General features: G+C 30.4%; 12 protein-coding genes. All 12 read right to left on the minus strand.

Annotation, left to right across the window (positions count from 1 at the left end):
* Positions 1-40: 40 nt before the first annotated feature.
* The gene (locus ABD077_RS22080; protein ID WP_343914381.1) at positions 41-343 is read right to left on the minus strand and encodes an HPF/RaiA family ribosome-associated protein; all 303 of its coding nucleotides are present in this window, start codon (positions 341-343) and stop codon (positions 41-43) included.
* Positions 344-1,069: 726 nt separating this feature from the next.
* Positions 1,070-2,407: an aspartate kinase gene (locus ABD077_RS22085; protein WP_343914382.1), complete on the minus strand. Its 1,338-nt coding sequence runs from the start codon at positions 2,405-2,407 to the stop codon at positions 1,070-1,072.
* 147 nt (positions 2,408-2,554) lie between these two features.
* Positions 2,555-3,259, minus strand: a complete 705-nt coding sequence (locus tag ABD077_RS22090; RefSeq protein WP_343914383.1) for a 4'-phosphopantetheinyl transferase family protein — start codon at positions 3,257-3,259, stop codon at positions 2,555-2,557.
* Positions 3,260-3,403: 144 nt separating this feature from the next.
* The gene (locus tag ABD077_RS22095; protein ID WP_343914384.1) at positions 3,404-3,841 is read right to left on the minus strand and encodes a hypothetical protein; all 438 of its coding nucleotides are present in this window, start codon (positions 3,839-3,841) and stop codon (positions 3,404-3,406) included.
* A 384-nt stretch (positions 3,842-4,225) separates the two neighbouring features.
* Entirely contained in the window at positions 4,226-4,360 is a 135-nt protein-coding gene (locus ABD077_RS22100; protein WP_343914385.1) for a hypothetical protein, read from the minus strand.
* Between the two features lie 1,083 nt (positions 4,361-5,443).
* A complete protein-coding gene (locus tag ABD077_RS22105; protein ID WP_343914386.1) occupies positions 5,444-5,818 on the minus strand; it encodes a hypothetical protein in 375 nt (124 codons plus the stop codon).
* Positions 5,818-8,145 carry a penicillin acylase family protein gene (locus tag ABD077_RS22110; RefSeq protein WP_343914387.1) on the minus strand — a complete coding sequence of 776 codons (2,328 nt, stop codon included), beginning with the start codon at positions 8,143-8,145 and terminating at the stop codon, positions 5,818-5,820. The genes ABD077_RS22105 and ABD077_RS22110 overlap by 1 nt, the downstream gene beginning before the upstream one ends.
* Positions 8,146-8,362: 217 nt before the next feature.
* A complete protein-coding gene (locus ABD077_RS22115; RefSeq protein ID WP_343914388.1) occupies positions 8,363-10,018 on the minus strand; it encodes a cyclic peptide export ABC transporter in 1,656 nt (551 codons plus the stop codon).
* A gap of 94 nt (positions 10,019-10,112) precedes the next feature.
* Complete coding sequence (locus tag ABD077_RS22120) at positions 10,113-11,036, minus strand: CmcI family methyltransferase (RefSeq protein ID WP_343914389.1); 924 nt, start codon at positions 11,034-11,036, stop codon at positions 10,113-10,115.
* Between the two features lie 117 nt (positions 11,037-11,153).
* Entirely contained in the window at positions 11,154-11,876 is a 723-nt protein-coding gene (locus tag ABD077_RS22125; protein WP_343914390.1) for a thioesterase II family protein, read from the minus strand.
* A 150-nt stretch (positions 11,877-12,026) separates the two neighbouring features.
* A complete protein-coding gene (locus ABD077_RS22130; RefSeq protein ID WP_343914391.1) occupies positions 12,027-14,411 on the minus strand; it encodes a TonB-dependent receptor domain-containing protein in 2,385 nt (794 codons plus the stop codon).
* A 173-nt stretch (positions 14,412-14,584) separates the two neighbouring features.
* Positions 14,585-19,533: amino acid adenylation domain-containing protein (locus ABD077_RS22135; protein ID WP_343914392.1), on the minus strand; the 4,949-nt coding region annotated here is incomplete at its 5' end.

The raw sequence follows: 19,533 nt of genomic DNA on the forward strand, positions 1-19,533 counted from the left end.
CGCCCTTTAGAATCGAATATTATCGAACTTGTAAATGGCACTAATGATATGGTTTGATCTCCTGCTTCTTTTTCTTCAGCAGTGTCTCGATATCCTTAATAGTTTCTTTAAATGCCATTTCAAAATTATTTTCATTGGAAGTAGCATAAATTCTAGGACCAGGAATACTTAGTTCTATATTACAAATTTTCCCTTTTCCTTTGGGATCATTTTCTTTTTTGAAAAAAACATCAGATTTAATAATCCAATCGTATTTCCTGTAGAGTTTTTCTAATTTTTCATGCACATAACCCTCCATAGTTTCACTGGTTGGCATCTGCACGAACTGAATATTTGTTTTCATATGCATTACTTTAAAATATACTCCAAAAGTAATTCCTAAGAAACTAGATACATATGATATATATCATGGTTTGATTTTTAGCATACTACAATTTTGAACACATATGAAAAGTAAAATCCTTATCTCATTATTTCAAATGGATAAATATCATGCATGGTATCGCGGACTTACAACTCTTTTCCTGAATCCTAAAGATGATTGTTATTCAAGTATATTGCATCATTAACAATACTATTTTTTCGTATGAGGTAAGCCTTGGAGTATTAAACACTCCTATAACAAAAAAAGCCTAATCATTTGGAAACAAATAATTAGGCTTTTAAATAAAATGTAATTTCATATAATATCTAGGTTACTATGATTACATTTCACCCTTCATATTATATAATTTGGTTAGCATACAGCACCTCCTGAACAATCTCGTGAACACCAATTTTCCGTTTCGCCGGTTTTTAGAAATTGTTGTCCGCCCTGTACTTTGTTTTGGGCTAACCTTGTAATTAATTCTTTCTTAAAGTTGAGATTTTTTAATTGTTTTTTTTTCATATTAAAATATAATTATTGTGATACTTCCCTAATCATTTTAAGTCTATTAGGGTTTAGACTTTACTAAAAATGTTTAAATGCAATGACGAGAATACATCATTCCAAAACATCTGTTTTGCTAAATTGAAAATGTGAAAACGATTGTATTTATGGGAAAAGAGAATGTTTTACAGTTACATGTTAACTAAAAGCAATTGCCTCGTAATACTCTTGAAATAATCTTTCGTTTAACGATCTAAGAACTGTAACTTTTTGTCTTGAATCCACTACTAAAGAAACCTTAGAATTTCCCTCGTAGTTGATCATCTTTAATGGACACAAGCTCTTGCTTTCAAATATTTTACAAAAATTTTTATCATTGGTTATAGATTTACCTACAACAGTGATGATTGTACAATCTTTATGAACGGTTACGACAGAAAATTTGTTAAGAGCAACAGTTATTTTTTTTAAATGTTCAAGTTTATTTATAATCACTGAAATCATCGTATTAGATATATTCACTAATTTGGGAGCAATACTGTATTCGTCAAAAATGTCGAAAACCGCTTTTATGTATTGGTGATTAGTTAAAATTCTTTCTGATTTGATTTTTAACATCATAGTATTATCCTCTGCTGCAATAGCTTTAAGTCCTGTTATATTTACTTTTTCTGAAATAACAGTTCCTTTTGAGTAAGGTTTAAATGTATTTTTTATTAATATGGGAATGTTTTTTTGTATTGCTGGAAGTACTGTTTCAGGATGAAGTATTTTTGCTCCAAAGAATGCTAATTCTGAGGCTTCTTCAAAAGAAATTTCAGGAATTGGATAGGTGCTATTTACAAATCTTGGATCGTTGTTATGTAATCCATCAATGTCTGTCCAAATCTGAATTTCTTCTGCATCTACAGCCGCCCCAATAATTGAAGCTGTGTAATCACTGCCTCCTCTTTTGAGATGGCTAATCTCATTTTTATGATTTTTACAAATAAACCCCTGCGTTATAAAAATATCCGTATTATTTTGGGAGGTCAAAATATTATTAAGCCTTCTATAAACTTCATTAATATCAGGATTTTCTAAAGAATCAACACGCATAAAGTCCTTTGCATCTAAATGAATATTAGGTATACCTGTAAGGTTAAGATAACTCGAAAAAATTCTAGTTATTAGTATTTCCCCTGAAGTAATTACCTGATATTCAATAGCTTTAGAGTAGTCTTGCATGAAAAGATCTAAAACTCCATCTAGAGTTCTTAAAACTTCGTTTTTTAATAGAATCCTAAAGTTTAAACTCTCTATCAATGCATCAATAACATTGAAATGTCTGCTTGCAATTAAGTCTATATACTTTAAAGCATTTTTTTTATTCTTCTGCTTAACTGCTTTAGCTAAATTAATTAGTTGATCTGTGATTCCTGACATAGCTGAACAGACAACAAACTTTTGTGTTTTATCTGAAATTAAAATACTTTGAATTTGATATAAGCTATCAACGGTACCCATAGAGGTCCCTCCAAATTTTAAGACTTTCATAATGATCTAAAATTAAATGAGTGACTACAATAATATAATGCTATTAAAGTAGCTTAAGAAGAATAGAATTCTTATCATATGTAGAGAAAACAATAAGTGTAAAAGATGTTCCAAAATACAATGACAAGACTAAAATTAAAGTTATAATTAAAAAATTAGTTCTATCAAATTGACATTATTTTGTTGATATTGAGAAGCAATAGAACAATATACATTACCCATTTTTTCGCTTTTAGTGTACCATCTATTTCCATTATAGATGCTATAGTTATCCTCAAGTTTTATATCCAAAAGAGGTATCGACATACCTTTACCTATAGCCTTTATAATAGCCTCTTTTTTCGTCCAATATTCATAGAACTTAGAAACTCCATATTGTTCTATTTTTTGCATTTCTTGGTCAGAAAACACATTTTCGAATAATGTATATTCTATATGCTGAATTTCTTCAATATCAATTCCAATATCTTGATGGCTAAAAATACAGACAACCGTATTACCACTATGGGAGATATTAAAATTCAAGTTGCTATTTTTAATAAATGGTTTACCATAGGAATCTTTGAGAAAGTTTTTAAACTCTATCTTATGTGCATTAAACAAGTAAAAACCTGCATATACCATAAGCTTTCCTAGAAGACAGTTATATCGATCTTGCCATCTTCTATATCTCAAAACTTCTTTTTGAAACGACACTGGTAAAAAATCCAAATAGTAAGTCCATTGACTTTTATCAAACTGTTTATCAAATGAATAATGAAGCAAGTAAGATTCATTTTCTTTGATTTCAATTTGCAAACACTCATGTATATACATAAAATGTTCTAATACGTTTGTACATTGTAAATTCATCTTTATTTTTTTGACGATTTTTATTGTAAATATTTTGAAGAAGAGAGATATTTTATTTTGATACTTGAGAAAGTAAAAATTAACTTTTTCTTTTTTTGAAAACAGGAACTTTTCTACTGTTTTCTTATACCAAAATTTAAAGTTTTAACTAGCCTTTGCTATATGGGTGTTCTTTCTGACATAAAAGCGATCTATAACACCGTCCTTGATAAAACATTGTTCTTGTTCTAAATATGTAATTAGAGAAGAAATATCTTCTACTCTAGAACTTTGTACTAGCTTTTGGGAGGTTCGAGATAATAGACTCTCTACTTTTTTTCTTAACTCATAGGTCCCAAATTGATCATTAGACTTCTTCAGGGTACGATATAAGAAGTTTAAACTCCACATTTGATATGTAAATCTAGTAGATAAAGAACTATTCAATTTTATATTTTTTATATTAATTATTCTTCCTTTTTTGTCTATTGATGTTGGAAAACTTTCACCAAATATGCTTATTAAGTCTTTTTCAATAACCAGTATTGCTTTAGACTTACTTCTTGATATGTGAAGATTAGAGAATTTAATATCTGTATTCATAAATTCGAAGTATTTTTATATTAGTGAGATAAGCTTGTTAAGAATGTTTAAAGGCCTTCTTGATGATCTGGCCTCGTAAAAAACATCTTAAGCTTATGAATATCATACTTTTAAGCTGTTTACCTATACAAATTGGCAGATACTTAATTATACTAAAGTTTAATCAGGAATCTACTAATCTTTAGATTAACAATTGGTTTAACAATGCTGTCATGTCAGTCACTTTGGGCAAAAAAGGAATTCTAATACCTTCAGTCTGTATTTTGTTTAATTTTGAAATTAAACTGACATACTTAAATTAAAACACTTTTTTTCTCACTATAAATATGATTGTTTTTGTTTTGATGAAATGCTAGGTAAATTCTAGTAAAAAGTGAGATACTTTTAAACTTTTCTCATATTATTTAAACCAGATCTACTCTTGGCATCCAAAAGTATTTTTCTATCGTTAATAAGACTGCCTCTTTCTCTATTTTGAATTTTTAAAGCATTAAAGTTTTTTTTAGGTTGATTTTTCATACTACAAAATTTTAGGATTAACGAATTAGGAGTATGTATGGTAATTTGATCAGAAACTAGCTTAACAATATATATTCGTCCTATTTTATATCAAATTCCGTTAAATAGACATTATTGCTAAACCAATTCCTGAAATTCTAGATTATAAATTAGTTTCTTTTTTTCATAATCTTACCTCAATACATTACTGATTTCGTTTAATTTTTTGTTCAATATATCCTTATAATTCTTCATTGAAATTGTTTGATTAACATCCTTAAGCTTGAATCTCAAATCAATTTTATAGTTACTTTTACTTGATCCATAGAATCTAAATTATTGATCTGTTTAGATTCTATGAGAACAATAATTCTTCTGTTAATCTTTAAAATATTTTAAATCAAAGATCAAATTATGAATTAGTGATAATAACCTGATCTGCGCTATCATTTTTACTGGAACTACCAGTATAAGTTGTATCAGATATTTCATGACAAAATTTGCTCTTCCATCTTTTACTTGATTTTGATTTAACCTAGATATAGTTGTTCTTTTTAATTCAAAATTTTGAATCTTCTTGTTTTTCATGTTGATAAAAATCCTAATATTATTTACAGATCTTTAATTATATATGACTCAATATGATTATTTCTTAAAGCCTATAAAACTTTAAGATAATTTCGAATCTCTAACAACTATTTGTTAAAACTACAGTTGCAAAAGCTCAAGAGATAAACATTGTATTGTTTACTCTATTGACTTATTCAATAAAAAAGGTAATTGAAGTTTTGAATATTATAATCCAAAGTATGGTGGAAGAGAAATCAAGACAGATTCTTTTTTAATAGACACTGGCATGAAAGGTTGTGAGCAGAGGTTATTTTTTTTGCTTCTGTGTATAATTTCGCTCCGGACGTATTTTGAAGGCTTTTTTTAAAACATCCTCCATTTATTCTATTTTTACACATAATGTTATTTTAATTTAAAGAAAGATTTGTTATACCTGTTCTTGGTTTTCATATTACACCTCTTTACTAAAAGAGATCTATCATAATGGAAATAAATTCTTTGAAAAATTTTTTCTAAAAGAAAACAGAGAACTTATTAACTCAACGCTGTGTTTGTAGCTATTTTTTTGCCAAATAATAATGTACCAAGCATATATCCTGTAAAAAATAAAATGGAAATATTAAGAGCGTTAAATATTGGAAAAATTATTACGAGAAGTGATTCGGACAAATTAAGATTAAGTAGAATTTCATCTAGATAAAATATTCTATCCCCGACTATTAAAAATATAATAGTGAAAGTTAAAAGTTCCAATAAAAACATTTTTACCAGTACCCATTTATTTTTTATATAAAATCTGGATGTTAAACCTACCAAAAATGTTGTAATAACAATCAACAGATAATTATTAAAAATAAATTGTGGAATCAAAGCAATTAGATATGGCCAATAATTAAGTATTTTTTTCATTAGTTAAATTTTATTATGTTTTTAATATTTTTTAATTCATCAGGAGTATTAACAAATTGAGACTGCTTATATTTTCCTTTTCTCCATAACTCTAACTGATCTTTATAGTGGTTTGAGTTAATTTTACCACTTTGTCCTCCGGCTAAAACTGTGTATGCCTTTATCTCCTCCTTATTCATCTCATATATTGCTCTAAAAACTGGATGATGGTATTTCGTATTCATATTTATTGTGTTAGTATTTCCACCAACATCTTCAATTTTCACACCTAAACCAGGGATAAATGAAATATTATTGATCTTCAAAGTAGAGATATTCTTATAGGTTTCTTTTTTCCACTCTTTTCCATGATGATGATTTAGAATAGAATCTACAGAATGTAATACCTTATTTAAAATCTCATTTTTAGGAGTAGCATTAGCGATTACGTACTCTTTATCTTTAAGATACTTTGTAAAATATTTAAAAGATGGAGAGCGATTTACTTTTAAATACTTCTTTGCAAATTTTTTGGCCTCTTTTTCAATACCTCTCCTAAGCAATTCGTATATCAAAGCTTGATTATTATCTGCTTTCATGTCTCCATTCCAATCCATTAAACCATTTACCAATTCTTGATACTTATTATCTACTCCGTAGATATCCAGTAGTTCTTTAAATTCAAAAAATGACAGATCAACCTCATCAGATTGCATTTTTTGAATTTCATCTATTCCCCAATCATTTTTTTCATGTAGCAACGAATTAATACGTTCTACTCGATAATCATCTTTAAGACCGTGGTAGCCAAAATAAGTGTTATTTTGAATGGGTTGTTGATTTCCAGAAAACAAAAAATTGTTACTCGGGTTTTGTGTATACCATAATGTATCAATGGCATTTCGCATCTGACTTTTTTGTGTCCCATCCAAAAGTTCTCCCATATAATTTTGATCTCTATTTGGTAATTTTCCGGCACATACAACTCCTATATTATCATTTTTGTCTGTGTAAATGAAGTTTTGAGGTGGATATCCATAATCTTTTAACGAACTGGTAAAATCATCCCAATTTTTACTTTGCATCATTTCAAACATTGACTTTACAGAGTAGCTTTTATCGGAAGCATACCAGTATTGAGCGTAATACTCTTTATTATTCTCTTGAATTACTTTCCCATGTAGAGTTGTTTTATGATTTATTAGCTTATCTTTTTTTCCTTTAACACGAATTGTATATTGCTTCTTATCAAATGGAACCCAATTATCTTCATAAAAATATAAACTATCATTTTTTACTTTTAATTGGTACCTATCAACTAAATCCCATTCACCATTAGTTATACCCCATGAAACTTGATTATTATGACCACTTACAATTACTGGAACTCCAGGGATAGAAAAACCATATACTGCCAGTGAACCTGAGACCATGTGCACTTCATAAAATGCTTCTGGCAATGTTAGAAACAAATGTGGATCATTTGCCAATATTGACTTCCCATTTTTGGTTTTAATGGCATTAACTACCCAATTATTGCTCCCTATTCCTGTATGAAAACCTAAAGGGTTCGTGTTTTCTTCTATATTTGTGGTAGCCACGCTTTCTAGATATTTTTTCTTTTTTCTAGTTTTAATACTATCATTAGAAGGCAAGATAGTTTTTAAGCCTTTAGGGTGTAAAGGATAAAAATAATCGCGCTCTTCATCTGAAAGAGATGTTAGTACTTCATTTAATCCAACATGCTGATCGAAATAGGTTAGTGACCAGCTCATATACCATGTTACGAGCAAAGAGTACTCGGGTTTCCAATCCCTCGGTGTTTCTCCAAAAATTTTATACAAAGGATCCGTATTCTTATTATGAAGTAGATATTCATTTACTCCTTCTGAATAAGCTAGCAAATACTCATAAAACTCTGGTGCATTCTTTTTATAATCTTCTAACAGTTCTTTTGATTTTCTATCAAACTCATAGGGCGTCCAAAAACTATCTGAAGAAACTGTTTCTTCAGAAAAGACTTCAGACATTTCTCCCAAAACTGTTCTTGTTATCATTTCCATTTGAAAATATCGATCCTTGGCATGCATGTATCCCATACCAAAAGCCACATCATTATTCTTTTTTCCATAGATGTGAGGAATACCAATATCATCTATATAAACCTTTGGTTTATGCTTGTTGCTATGAATCTCTTTTATTTCATTTTCCGGAAGAGGAATGGATAACAAACCTGTTTTATAGGTTAGTAATGGACCAATAGAATTGATAGGTTCGAATTTATAATTTGTAATAAATATCCAACCAATACATAGTACTAAAGTAAGTACTGTTTTAATTACTTTCATCTGTTTATACTTTAAAAAATCAATTGAATTTATAGCATAGACTAGACTGTTAAAAGTCTAACTTGCATAATAAGTTTTATGTATTAAGAAATTAACTTGGAGTAACTTTTCTGGTAATTTTAATTGAAGAAAATGAACAATAAAATTATGTTTATAAAGATAGAAACTGTTATACCAGCTGTTAAGTTAAGAGAGCATTATGGTTTTAATAGTGTTTCTATAAAATTGTTTCCAACATTTTTTTGTTGATCTCAGTTAATTTTCCAAATTCCATTTTTAATAATTTATCTGCTACATGATAATAGCTGTCATCATGGGTAATTGCGATGATTGTTTTATCTTCATTATTAAGAATTTTTGGTATTATTTCTTTGTAAAACTTTTTTCTGAAATAAGGATCTTGATCAGCAGCCCATTCATCTAAAACCAAAATAGGTCTGTCTTCTAACAGCGCGTAAATTAATGCTAGGCGTTTACGCTGACCAGTAGAAAGATCGGTGGTAGAAAATTTATTTTTTTCAATTGTTACCTTATTCTTCAATTCAAATAATTCCAAATAGTAATTAACCTTGTTTACATCTACTTTTTCTATACCATAGAATTCATCAAACAGATAAAAATCACTAAAAACAGGAGAAAACATACTTTTAACAAGATCCATTTGTTCTAAAGCCAATGGAATGTTGTCTATAGTAACAGTGCCTTTATCCAAATTAAATAATTGTAATATAGTATTTATAAATGTTGTTTTTCCTGAACCATTTCCTCCATAAATAAAAACAACCTCATTTCTATTAATTTCTAAATTAATGGGGCCTACAGAAAATGTATTCTCACCATAAGAGAATGAATAGTCTTTTATTTCTAAGGTACTAAAATTATAATATTTGGATTTATTGGATTCCCTAGCTTGTGCTTCAAATTGATGATTTTCTAATTCCTGTTTTAGGGTATTCATCTTCTTTAGAGAAATAACAGCATTACTCATAAAGGGTATAATTGTCATTACATTAACTATAGGTCCTAACAAATAGAGTAATACAAAAACAAAACTGATTACAATATCAATTGAAACATCTAAAATTTGTCCGGCATATACAAGAATAAATGTTATTAACCCGTAAAACAGTAATTGACTAACCAGTTCACTATTCAAATATCTTAAGTACGCTTTTACATTGGTTTCTTTTCCGTGACTGATAATATCAATTAGTTTATTTTCATAAATATCAATTCCTTTATTAGGATTAATATTTATTTCTTTTGATCCATCCAAAATACTTGAAAAAGTTCTCATGAAACTTCTTTCTAATTCACGCACTTCCTGAAATTGCTGATCTCCCTTTCTAGCTCTAAAAGTATATACCAAAACTCCTACAACAATTACAGCCAGACTTACCAAAAACAGACTTATCGACAAATATGCCATATACCCTAAACAGGAAATTATTAAGATAATGGACGAAAAAAAAGTAATTACCAATAATGAAGCACTTGTAATATTTCCTACATCGGATGTTAGTGTAGAATACACTTCATCTTTGTATTCCTGCAGCTTTCTATATGGCGCCCCAAGAATTAACTTTATTACGTCTTTTCTTATGCCCCAATATATGTTTTGGGATAGATTTATTATTCCACCTGACAACCATCTTCGGGTAACAAAAAATACAATAATTGTCCCTAAGAATATCCATAAATAATTATTTAAATTAACGGAATCTGAACTTATTGATTGACTTATTACATTATTTATGGTTGCGATAAAAGTAAAACCCGAAAGACCTGAAATAATTGCAAGTATAGAATATCCCACAATCGATTTCAGCGGAACTAATTTTGATCTACTTATTTCTAAAATTTCTTTTTTCACAATATTGATTTTAAATTAAATATTATTTTTATGATTTAATTACGGTGATGGATTTTCTGCGTTAAAGGTGTTTAACAACATTATTATATATGCATTAAGTTCTCCGGAAAATTGAGTCATACGAGCAGGTTACATTATGTCCAAAGAAATCACAATACAAAGCATCCACTAAGTAATGTTGCTTTTTGTCTTCTAGGAATCTTGCAATTACTTCTTGCTTTTCTCCACTATCTTCAACAATTAGATAATCTCCCTTATCCATAAAACGATGGAAATAACTTAAAACTCCATGAACATTCACATGGGCATCTTCTATTATCAACCAAGGATGTGGTAGCTCTTTCAACATATCAACTGTCAATACGGTATCGATTTTATTAGAATCCCCTTTAAGAAAGGTTACATTTTTATATTTAGTACTAGGTGGGTTTATATCGAATGAAATAATTTGGCAATCAAATCCATAAGCTGCAATCAGATCGGACATCCAAACTGCACTTCCTCCAGTTCCTGATCCAATTTCTAATATGGTTTTTGGCTTAAGGTCCCAAATTAGCATTTGATATATTGCCAGATCATAAACTGTTTTAAATAAAATAGTATCCTTCCATTTTAAACAATCAAACTGCCCCTGACTCATACTGAAACTTCGATCCTGAGAAGACTTTCTTAAAAAATTAGGATTAGATTTTGTTCGCTTATCGTAATTTACATAACGTCCATAGTACCAGTTTACTATTTGAGAAACAAATGCTTCAATATTTTCTCTTGGTACAAAATTCTCCATTTTCACGAATATCTTCTCTAAATCATCATCTGGATGTATCCGATCAATATTTAATGAGAATATAGTGAGACCATCTTTTATTAAAAGATCTTGAAATGTAGGTACATTTCCTTGAGTATCCATTTTCTTAGACCATGCTATGGAAAACTCGTCGAAAATAATTTTTAACATTTTCCCATCGAGCTGTTCTTTTGATTCTTTGGTTTTGACCATAAATTTATCTTTTATCATTTTAATCCTTCTTACATTTTAGATATTCACTTTTTACTAGTCTTAATTTGTTTAGATTCTTTTTTTTTCATTTTGAAAATTTTAAGTCCGTCAAAAATTCTGTCCTTTTATGGAAATCTATCCCAGCACTAATTTTCTGGATTGGTTTAAAATTGTTCTTGCTATATCCAAAGGGTAATCGTTTATAAAAAAGTGATTTCCTGGGAAAATTTTAAACTTAAATTCATTCCGTGTAAACCGGTTCCAATTTTTTATTTTGTCTACCGTCTCTTCTTTTTCTCCCATCATTGCATAAATCGGGGTGTCTAAGACTAATCCCTTTTCCAAAAAATTATCCTTTTCTAAGACCTCAAAATCGGCTCTCATTATTGGACTGAAATAATCAAAGAGCTCTTGATTTTCCAGAACTTCTTCTGGAACTCCTCCTAGTTTTCTTAGCTCTTCTTTAAATGCCAAATCATCTAATAAATAATGTTTTTTTTCTCTTCTAGACACACCTGGGCCTGGATTACCGGTTACTATTAGCACTTGAGGAGCATCTCCAATTTCTTCCATTCTTTTCACAACTGAAAGACCTAAGGTAGACCCCATACTATGACCATACACGATATAGGGTTGATTTTTAACTCGTATTGTTTTAAGTTGATTAAAGTAATCTTGAATCGCCTTTTCTTTATCTAAAACAAACTGTTCGTTACTTCTTTTACCTCTTCCAGGTAGTTCTAATGCATGAAATTCATAATCATTTTTATCAAAATATTTTCTTAGAAAATCATAGGAGTGACAACTCCCTCCTGCAAAATGAAGGAGGAAAATTTGAGTTTTATTTTGTGTATACATGTGTTATATTTTTAGGTATTGCATCTATTCTATTACAACAAAGCCAAAGAACATATCAAACACTTTTTAACCTGTAAGAGATAGAATCTAAAAGAAGCTTATTAAAAAAATATAAATAGAATATGAATCTATACCCTACAAGAATGAAAGTTAATTACCTGCTCTTCGTTTCTCATCTTCATTCCCGAAACTTCTCTGTCTAACTCGAACCTTTTTATTTCCAAAGTTATAGCTCAGTGACATTCTAAAATATCTATTACTCGGGAACCTGATATACGTTTGTTTAATATCATTGATAAATGATGTCTGTAAACGTGGACTAGTATTAAGCACGTCATATACTCCCAATGATGCATTAAGAGTTTTTTTCATCAAACTGAATTTTAAAGCAATATCCAATCTATAATTGTCGTCATATTGGTATAGGTCTCTTTCAAATGGAGAACTGTACCAAAAATTAATCTGAGACCTAATTGTTTTTGATTTATTTAAGGTAAATGTATTATTTGTAGCTATATAATACCTGAAACCATTTTGTACCTGCGCATTAATATTTTGGTTAAAAAACTCAGACTCGGATTGTATAAGATATAAGCTATTTTGGCTTCTCCACCATGATGTAGGGCTAAATGTGTAAAACTCCGATAATCCATAGTTGTATTGATTATAAAAATTCTCAAAGGTTATTGCCTGCTCATTTGTGTCATCATCTACAGATGAAATTACCCCAAACCCATCTGTTTCATAATTAAAAAATAATTTCGTAACAAACTTACCTTTATAATTATGGGACAACTCTATGTTATTATCAAAAGAAGGTTGTAAAAAAGGATTTCCTGTAGAAAAGGTATTATTGTTTACGTAATACCGTGCAGGATTTAATTGAGAATATCCGGGCCTATTAATTCTTCTTCCATAGTTAATTGAAAATGAATTACTATCATTCATATTATAGGATAAATAGAATGTTGGAAACAACTTTAGATAATCTAAATCATTGGTTTGATTTAGTGACTTAGAAAAACCTTCAGTTAATGTATTCTCTAATCTTAATCCTAATTGAGTTTCCCATTTTTCTCCTATCTTTTTAACTGCATTCACATAAACAGCTTGATTATGTTCGGTATATTCAAATTCGTCAGACTGTGACGGATCTAATACTGGTGCCCCCGTTATGGTATTAAAATTAGCGGTTTCATATTCACTTTCCGTAACACTGACCCTCGCACCATAGGACAAATCAAACTTTGAAAATGGATGTTCAACATCAATTTTTGCACTATAATTTTTATTGAAATGGTTGGTATTTGTTTGATTTGAAAAACTTATACCTTGAGATATATTATCAGCAGAAAAATCCTCTGTGATAATATTTCTATCTCTGTCAGAATTATAATCAAAATAATCTAAATCGATGGAAATACTTCTTCCTAAAGTATCTATTTCAGTTTTGAAGTGTGCATTTAATGAATGATTAGAAAAATCTTGATCGCTAAACCCATCACTAATCATTGATGATTCTAAATTATTGGAATTATCAAATATAGTAGCTGTAGTTTTATCGATAATATCAGGTTTACTTACTGATCCCAAGTATTGAATTCCAATTGTCGATCTTTTTCCTATTTCATAGTCAAACATCAATCTACCTGATAGGTTATCTTCATTCCAATTTTGATTAATACGAACATCCCATAAACCATCTGTATAAAATATATTAGTTAATTGATCTATATCGTTATTTCCTGTATTGGCATTTACACTAAGTAGTAACTTTACCTTGTCCTTTTGATATGTGAAATTATTTCTTAAGGCGTATCTTGCTAATATTGCTTGTGTATAGGTGAAACCTACTGTGTTATTCCAAGAGTTATTTTTCCCTCTTTTGTAGATAATATTAATAAGTCCACTATTTCCTTCTGCTTCATATTTTGCAGGTGGATTGGTAATAATTTCTATTTCTTTGATATCATCCGCAGGAATCGAGCTTAAAAAACTATTCAATTCTTCGCCAGACATCTGAATAATTCGACCATCAACCATAACTCGCATACCACTCTTTCCAATCATTGTTATTTGATTATCATTTACTGCGATACCTGGTGAGATCCTTAATGCATCCAAAGCATCTCCTCCACTGGTTGCAACATTATCGGCTACATTAAAAACCAATCGATCTACTTTTTGTTCTATCAACCTTTTCTTTGATACAATGACTACTTCATCAAGGTTGTTGGACTTTTCTATTAATAAGATATCATCCATCACCATACTTTCTTCCAAAACAACTACTGTTTTGTAATCTTCATACCCTAGATATTTAATTAGTAGATTATATGTCCCTCGAGCTACTCCAATGGTGAAGTTTCCTTGATCATCTGTAATAGCACCGTTAACAATTTGGCCAGATTCATTGGTCAAAATAACGTTGGCATATACTATAACATCCGCTTTATCTTTTACTTTTCCTGATATCTCAACTTGAGAAAAACTTAAAAATGGAAGTAATAAGACTATGAAAAGGTTTTTTATCATTATTTTTTTATTAAAAAAACTCATATTTAATTTTTATTAATAGTTTGATTCTCTTCTTCTTTTAGAGAACTCAATAAATGGGTGTTTTCAAAATCACCTTTTGAATTGAATCATGTTGCTAAAAAAAGAAGAGATTTTAGGCAGAATTACACCTTAATAAGGTTTGAAAAATATTACTTTAACTTTAAGATATTGTTGATAAAGGTATCTAATGATAAATGATCTTCTTTAGATTCATAGATATCCTTTGAAGAAATTAGACTAACTTCTATTCCGTTTGAATGAACGATACAATTGAGATGTACTCCCTTTAACCAATTTGATTTTTCTGTTTTGACAAGAGTTTCTTTAATTTCCTTTTTCAATATTGAGTCCTCCCAGTCTTGAAAGTTTAACCTCCCTGCCAAACTTGTGTCTATATCTCTATTGTATTTTTCTTTAACATCATGACGAATAACAACATATGGGATTTGTTGATATGTTCTAGATTCTAGATATTGAGAATACACCGCTTGAATAAATTCAATCTCATTATTGTTATTTATGTCTAGAAGTGGTAATGGAAGTAGATTATCTATAACTCCTAATAACTTACTTATATCTATACCATTAATAATTTGCTCTCTTCCGTTTACCATGATACCTTGTAAGCATTTGTTTTGAAAGCCTATATTATTCAGTAATTTTTGATGAAAACCAAGGAATAAAGCGCTAATTGGCAATTCCAACCTATTCGCTACTTCTTTAACCAGATTAAAATTTTCACCAGAAATAATGTTTTTCTGTATTACAAATTCAGTTAATTCAGTTCTTGATTCAGACGTTTCCCTGGATAACGAGCTATTTTCAATTAAATCAATCCAATACGCTCTTTGCTTCATTCCTTCTTCTGAAACCAAAAATTGTTTTTGCCACGTTACAAAATCAAAATTAGAAGCAGGTCTGGCCTCAATTTTATTTCCACTGAAATAAGCTCTCAGATCTTTTTCGATTTTACCAGAGGTGTATCCATCTGTCAAAGCATGATACATACCTACAATTACAAGGGGTTTCTCATCCTTACCTCCAGTTAAGATCAAAACTCTTATTAATTCTCCTTCAAATATTTCAAAAGATTGTTTAAAATGAGAATCAATTAACTTATTGATTTTTTTCTTTCTACCAATACGAGAAACTTTTTTAGTCTCTATTTTCAGCTTCACATCATCTGAAGAGATACGCTTTTGTATAATCCTACCTTCTTGTTCCTTGAATTTGACACATAAAACTGGGAAATTGGATAGGAAACCTCTAAACCTTGATTCGAAAGTGTTCTCATTATAGTTATCAACAAGAGTACTAATTGTACTTTGAAAATACTTTGATCTTAAATAATAATGCTGATTTTTTGAAACTTCAATTTCGCAACCTATTTCCCAAGTCTCGTTAGGAACTACCAATTGATCTTCTGTTGTTTCTATTTTCGTAATTACCTTTGCAAGGTCTTCAATTTTTGGTTTTCTCAATAAATCTTGCATTTTAAGAGTATAACCGTACCCTTTTAAACCAGATATTATTTTAAGCAACTTAATTGAATCTCCTCCTAGACTGTAAAAACTATCACTAATACTGATAGATTTTGTTTGTAACACGTCCTCCCAAACGGAAACAAGTAGTTTTTCTTCTGTTGTTTTAGGAGCAAGGTAATTTTTACCGCTCGACATTTTAATTCCTTCGGGATCTGGCAATTTTTTCTTATCAGTTTTTCCATTTATGGTTAACGGAATCTTTTCTAATTGAACAAAATATGCCGGCAGCATATATTCAGGAAGAGCTTTTGATAAATACTTACGTAAGTCATCTACGTTTTGATCATTTTCTGAAACCACATATGCAACTAATTCTTTCTCCTCTCCTTTATCTACAGCCAAAACTACAGCCTCCAGAATATCCTCTTTTAATAACAATTGGTGTTCTATCTCTCCTAATTCTATTCTGTGCCCTCTAATCTTTACTTGATGATCTTTTCGGCCTAAAAATTCTATATTACCATTAGTTAACCAACGACCAACATCTCCTGTTCTATATAGCAGTTCTCCCGCAACAAAAGGGTGATCTATAAACTTAGTTTCTGTAAGATCTGAATGATTTAAATACCCCTTTGAAAGCCCAGCACCGCTAATGCATATTTCTCCAGGTACTCCTATGGGTTGTAACATATCGAACTGATCCAGTATATAAACCCCGGCATTAGAAATAGGTGTTCCTATTGGAATTACATCAGAGCCTAAAACAGTACCCTTATTTGCCTTGAATACTGTTCCGCAAATACTAGTCTCTGTTGGTCCATAAGCATTGCAGTAAGTTCCATATTGCAGATACTCTGCAACTTTGTCATATACCGGAGATTCTCCTGCAGTAACCAACACCTTCAGTTTTTGTAGTTTCTCAATATTCATTAATTTTAAATAAGATGGCGGTATTGTAGCAACCTCTATTTCTTTATCATACATGTAATCCTCCAGCAAACCAGGATCCTTACGCATTTCGTCTCCCATCAAATAAAGGCTGGATCCCGATAAAAGTGTTATAAATATTTCAGAAATCGAAGCATCAAATGAAAAAGAAGCAAATTGTAGACTTCTCTTACACTCTTTGAGATTAAAAATATCTATCTGAGATAGAATAGTATTCACTATACCTTTGTGTTCAATCATTACTCCTTTAGGCATACCTGTAGATCCTGAAGTATAAATAATATAGGCTAAATCATGAATCGTAACACGCGTATCTAACGATAACAAATCATAGTCTGAAGCTTCAAATTCTACATCTACAGCAAAAGTATTTCCATCATAGAATCCTAAATCAAACATGTATGATGTCTCGGTAAGTAATAATTTTAGTTGAGTATCATTTATGATATGTTCCTTACGTGCTTCTGGTAAATCTGGAACAATAGGCACATAAACTCCACCAGCTTTTAAAATTGCCAATATGGAAACAATTACCCAATCACTGCGGTCTAAATGAACACCTATTACATCTCCTTGTTCTACAAAATGTTCTTTTTTCAAACAATGAGCCAGTTGATTAGATTTTTCGTCTAGTTCTTTATAAGTAAATTCTTTATCTCCAAAAATTAAAGCTACATTACTAGGGGTACGTAGTACCTGCTCCTCAAATAAATCTATCAACGTTTTATTTTTTGGATATTCAACTGCCGTATCATTAAATACATCTAATAATTTGTTGGTTTCTTCCTTCTCTAAATAATTAAAGGTATCTAATGATTGCTCTCTTGCTTCTACAAAATTTTGTATAACATTATAAAAATGTTGTACGAGATTATCTATTGATTCAGTGTCATATTGCTGACTGTCGTATCTAAATTTAATTGACAGCGATGACTGAAATGGTGCTACCACAATATTAAAACCGTAACTAGACTGGTCGAATGCTTCTATTGTTTCTATTTTTGCAGCTTTCTCTTTTTCATTTTTAGTTTCGGTTATATCATCTTTAATAGCCTCTTGAATTGGAAAATTCTCAAAGATCATAATGTGATTGATCAAATCCATTCCTAATTCACTCTCTGACTGTACCTCTGATAAATTCAGGTAATGATGTGAAGTACTGGAAATGGACTCATCCTGTAGCGATTTCAATAGACTCAATGGGGTGTCATCGGATTGATAATTTATACGAACCGGAATCGTATTACTGAACAGACCGATCATATCCTCTACACCTGATAAATCTGCAGGTCTACCCGATACTACCGAACCAAATACAACATCCTGAGTGTTGTTGTATCTCGATAGTAAATACCCCCAAACTCCTTGTATAAAAGTGTTCTGAGTGATCCCTAGGTCGTTACAAAACGTATTTACCTTCTCATATAAATTTCCTTCTATTTTCAAAGTATTTCGACGCTCTGTATATCTTGAAGCATCCCCTTCTTTAACCTTAAAAGGAACTTCCGAAATATGGTCATACCCCTCTAAATACTCTCGCCAATATGTCAAAGATTCCTCTTTATTAACCTTGCTTAACCAATCAATATAACTCGAATATCGAACAGGTGTTGGTAGATTAACCTCTCTATTTTGATCAATACTTCCCATCAATTCGTAGAAATCATTGATCAGGATACTCATACACCATCCATCCATTAAAATATGGTGATGGCTCCAAATAAATTCATAAGAACCCGATCCTAGATCCAATACTTTTAAGCGCATCTGGGAGGACCCACCTTCTAAATCAAACCCTTTGGATCTATCTTCTAACTTCATAGTCTCTACATACGCATCCAAAGCATCACCCACTAATCCCTCTGGAGCCTGCTCATAACTGAAATCACTAGGAATATCCTTGCGAACAACCTGTAGTGGAGTACCTCCATAATCATTGGTAAAACTAGTACGTAATACAGAATGTCTCTTTACAAGTTCATCATAACCCTGATGAATCAAATTAACATCTAAGCTCTCTGCTCTTAGACGATAAGACATCTGCTCAAAATATAAAGAGGTATCATTGTTAGATAACCAATGGTAATATATTCCTTGTTGTAAAGGGGATAGTTCATAAACATCCTCTACATCTCCTGCCTTGTTAAGTGCTGTTAACTCATCGATACTTAAATCTCTAAACGTTAAATCTGAAGGTGTGAGATGATTCTGCTCCTCTTCTGATAACTCTCCTATCAATACCTCTAAATGTGACTTGTATGAAGCTATCAAACTAGCAATTGTAGACTGATCATATAAATCATCACTATAACGTATCGACATGCTTAAACGACCTGAACTCATCATACCTGAAATATCCAATACCGTATCTTGACCATTATCCGATGAGGAACTCAAACCAATATCATCTGAACAATACTCAAAAAGAGAAGTTTCTGAATTACCTATACCATCACCAAAGTCTCCTAAATAATTAAATACAATCGATGGAGAAATAGATCCATCAAAATCATCCGTTAGATATTTCAACATACCATATCCAATACCCTTATTAGGAACCTTGCGTAAAGACTCTTTTACCTGTACCAAACTATCACTTCTTTTTTCTGTAGTGCTAACGTCCAAAACAAATGGGTAAATCGAGGTAAACCATCCTACTGTCCTGC

The sequence above is a fragment of the Aquimarina litoralis genome, assembly GCF_039523995.1.
GTDB classification, from domain to species: Bacteria; Bacteroidota; Bacteroidia; order Flavobacteriales; family Flavobacteriaceae; genus Aquimarina; species Aquimarina litoralis.

What these genes read in the sequence shown, in the direction of transcription:
- ABD077_RS22080 (WP_343914381.1), bottom strand. Translation starts at nt 343, where the DNA reads ATGAAAACAAATATTCAGTTCGTGCAGATGCCAACCAGTGAAACTATG.
- ABD077_RS22085 (WP_343914382.1), bottom strand. Translation starts at nt 2,407, where the DNA reads ATGAAAGTCTTAAAATTTGGAGGGACCTCTATGGGTACCGTTGATAGC.
- ABD077_RS22090 (WP_343914383.1), bottom strand. Translation starts at nt 3,259, where the DNA reads ATGAATTTACAATGTACAAACGTATTAGAACATTTTATGTATATACAT.
- ABD077_RS22095 (WP_343914384.1), bottom strand. Translation starts at nt 3,841, where the DNA reads ATGAATACAGATATTAAATTCTCTAATCTTCACATATCAAGAAGTAAG.
- ABD077_RS22100 (WP_343914385.1), bottom strand. Translation starts at nt 4,360, where the DNA reads ATGAAAAATCAACCTAAAAAAAACTTTAATGCTTTAAAAATTCAAAAT.
- ABD077_RS22105 (WP_343914386.1), bottom strand. Translation starts at nt 5,818, where the DNA reads ATGAAAAAAATACTTAATTATTGGCCATATCTAATTGCTTTGATTCCA.
- ABD077_RS22110 (WP_343914387.1), bottom strand. Translation starts at nt 8,145, where the DNA reads ATGAAAGTAATTAAAACAGTACTTACTTTAGTACTATGTATTGGTTGG.
- ABD077_RS22120 (WP_343914389.1), bottom strand. Translation starts at nt 11,036, where the DNA reads ATGATAAAAGATAAATTTATGGTCAAAACCAAAGAATCAAAAGAACAG.
- ABD077_RS22125 (WP_343914390.1), bottom strand. Translation starts at nt 11,876, where the DNA reads ATGTATACACAAAATAAAACTCAAATTTTCCTCCTTCATTTTGCAGGA.
- ABD077_RS22130 (WP_343914391.1), bottom strand. Translation starts at nt 14,411, where the DNA reads ATGATAAAAAACCTTTTCATAGTCTTATTACTTCCATTTTTAAGTTTT.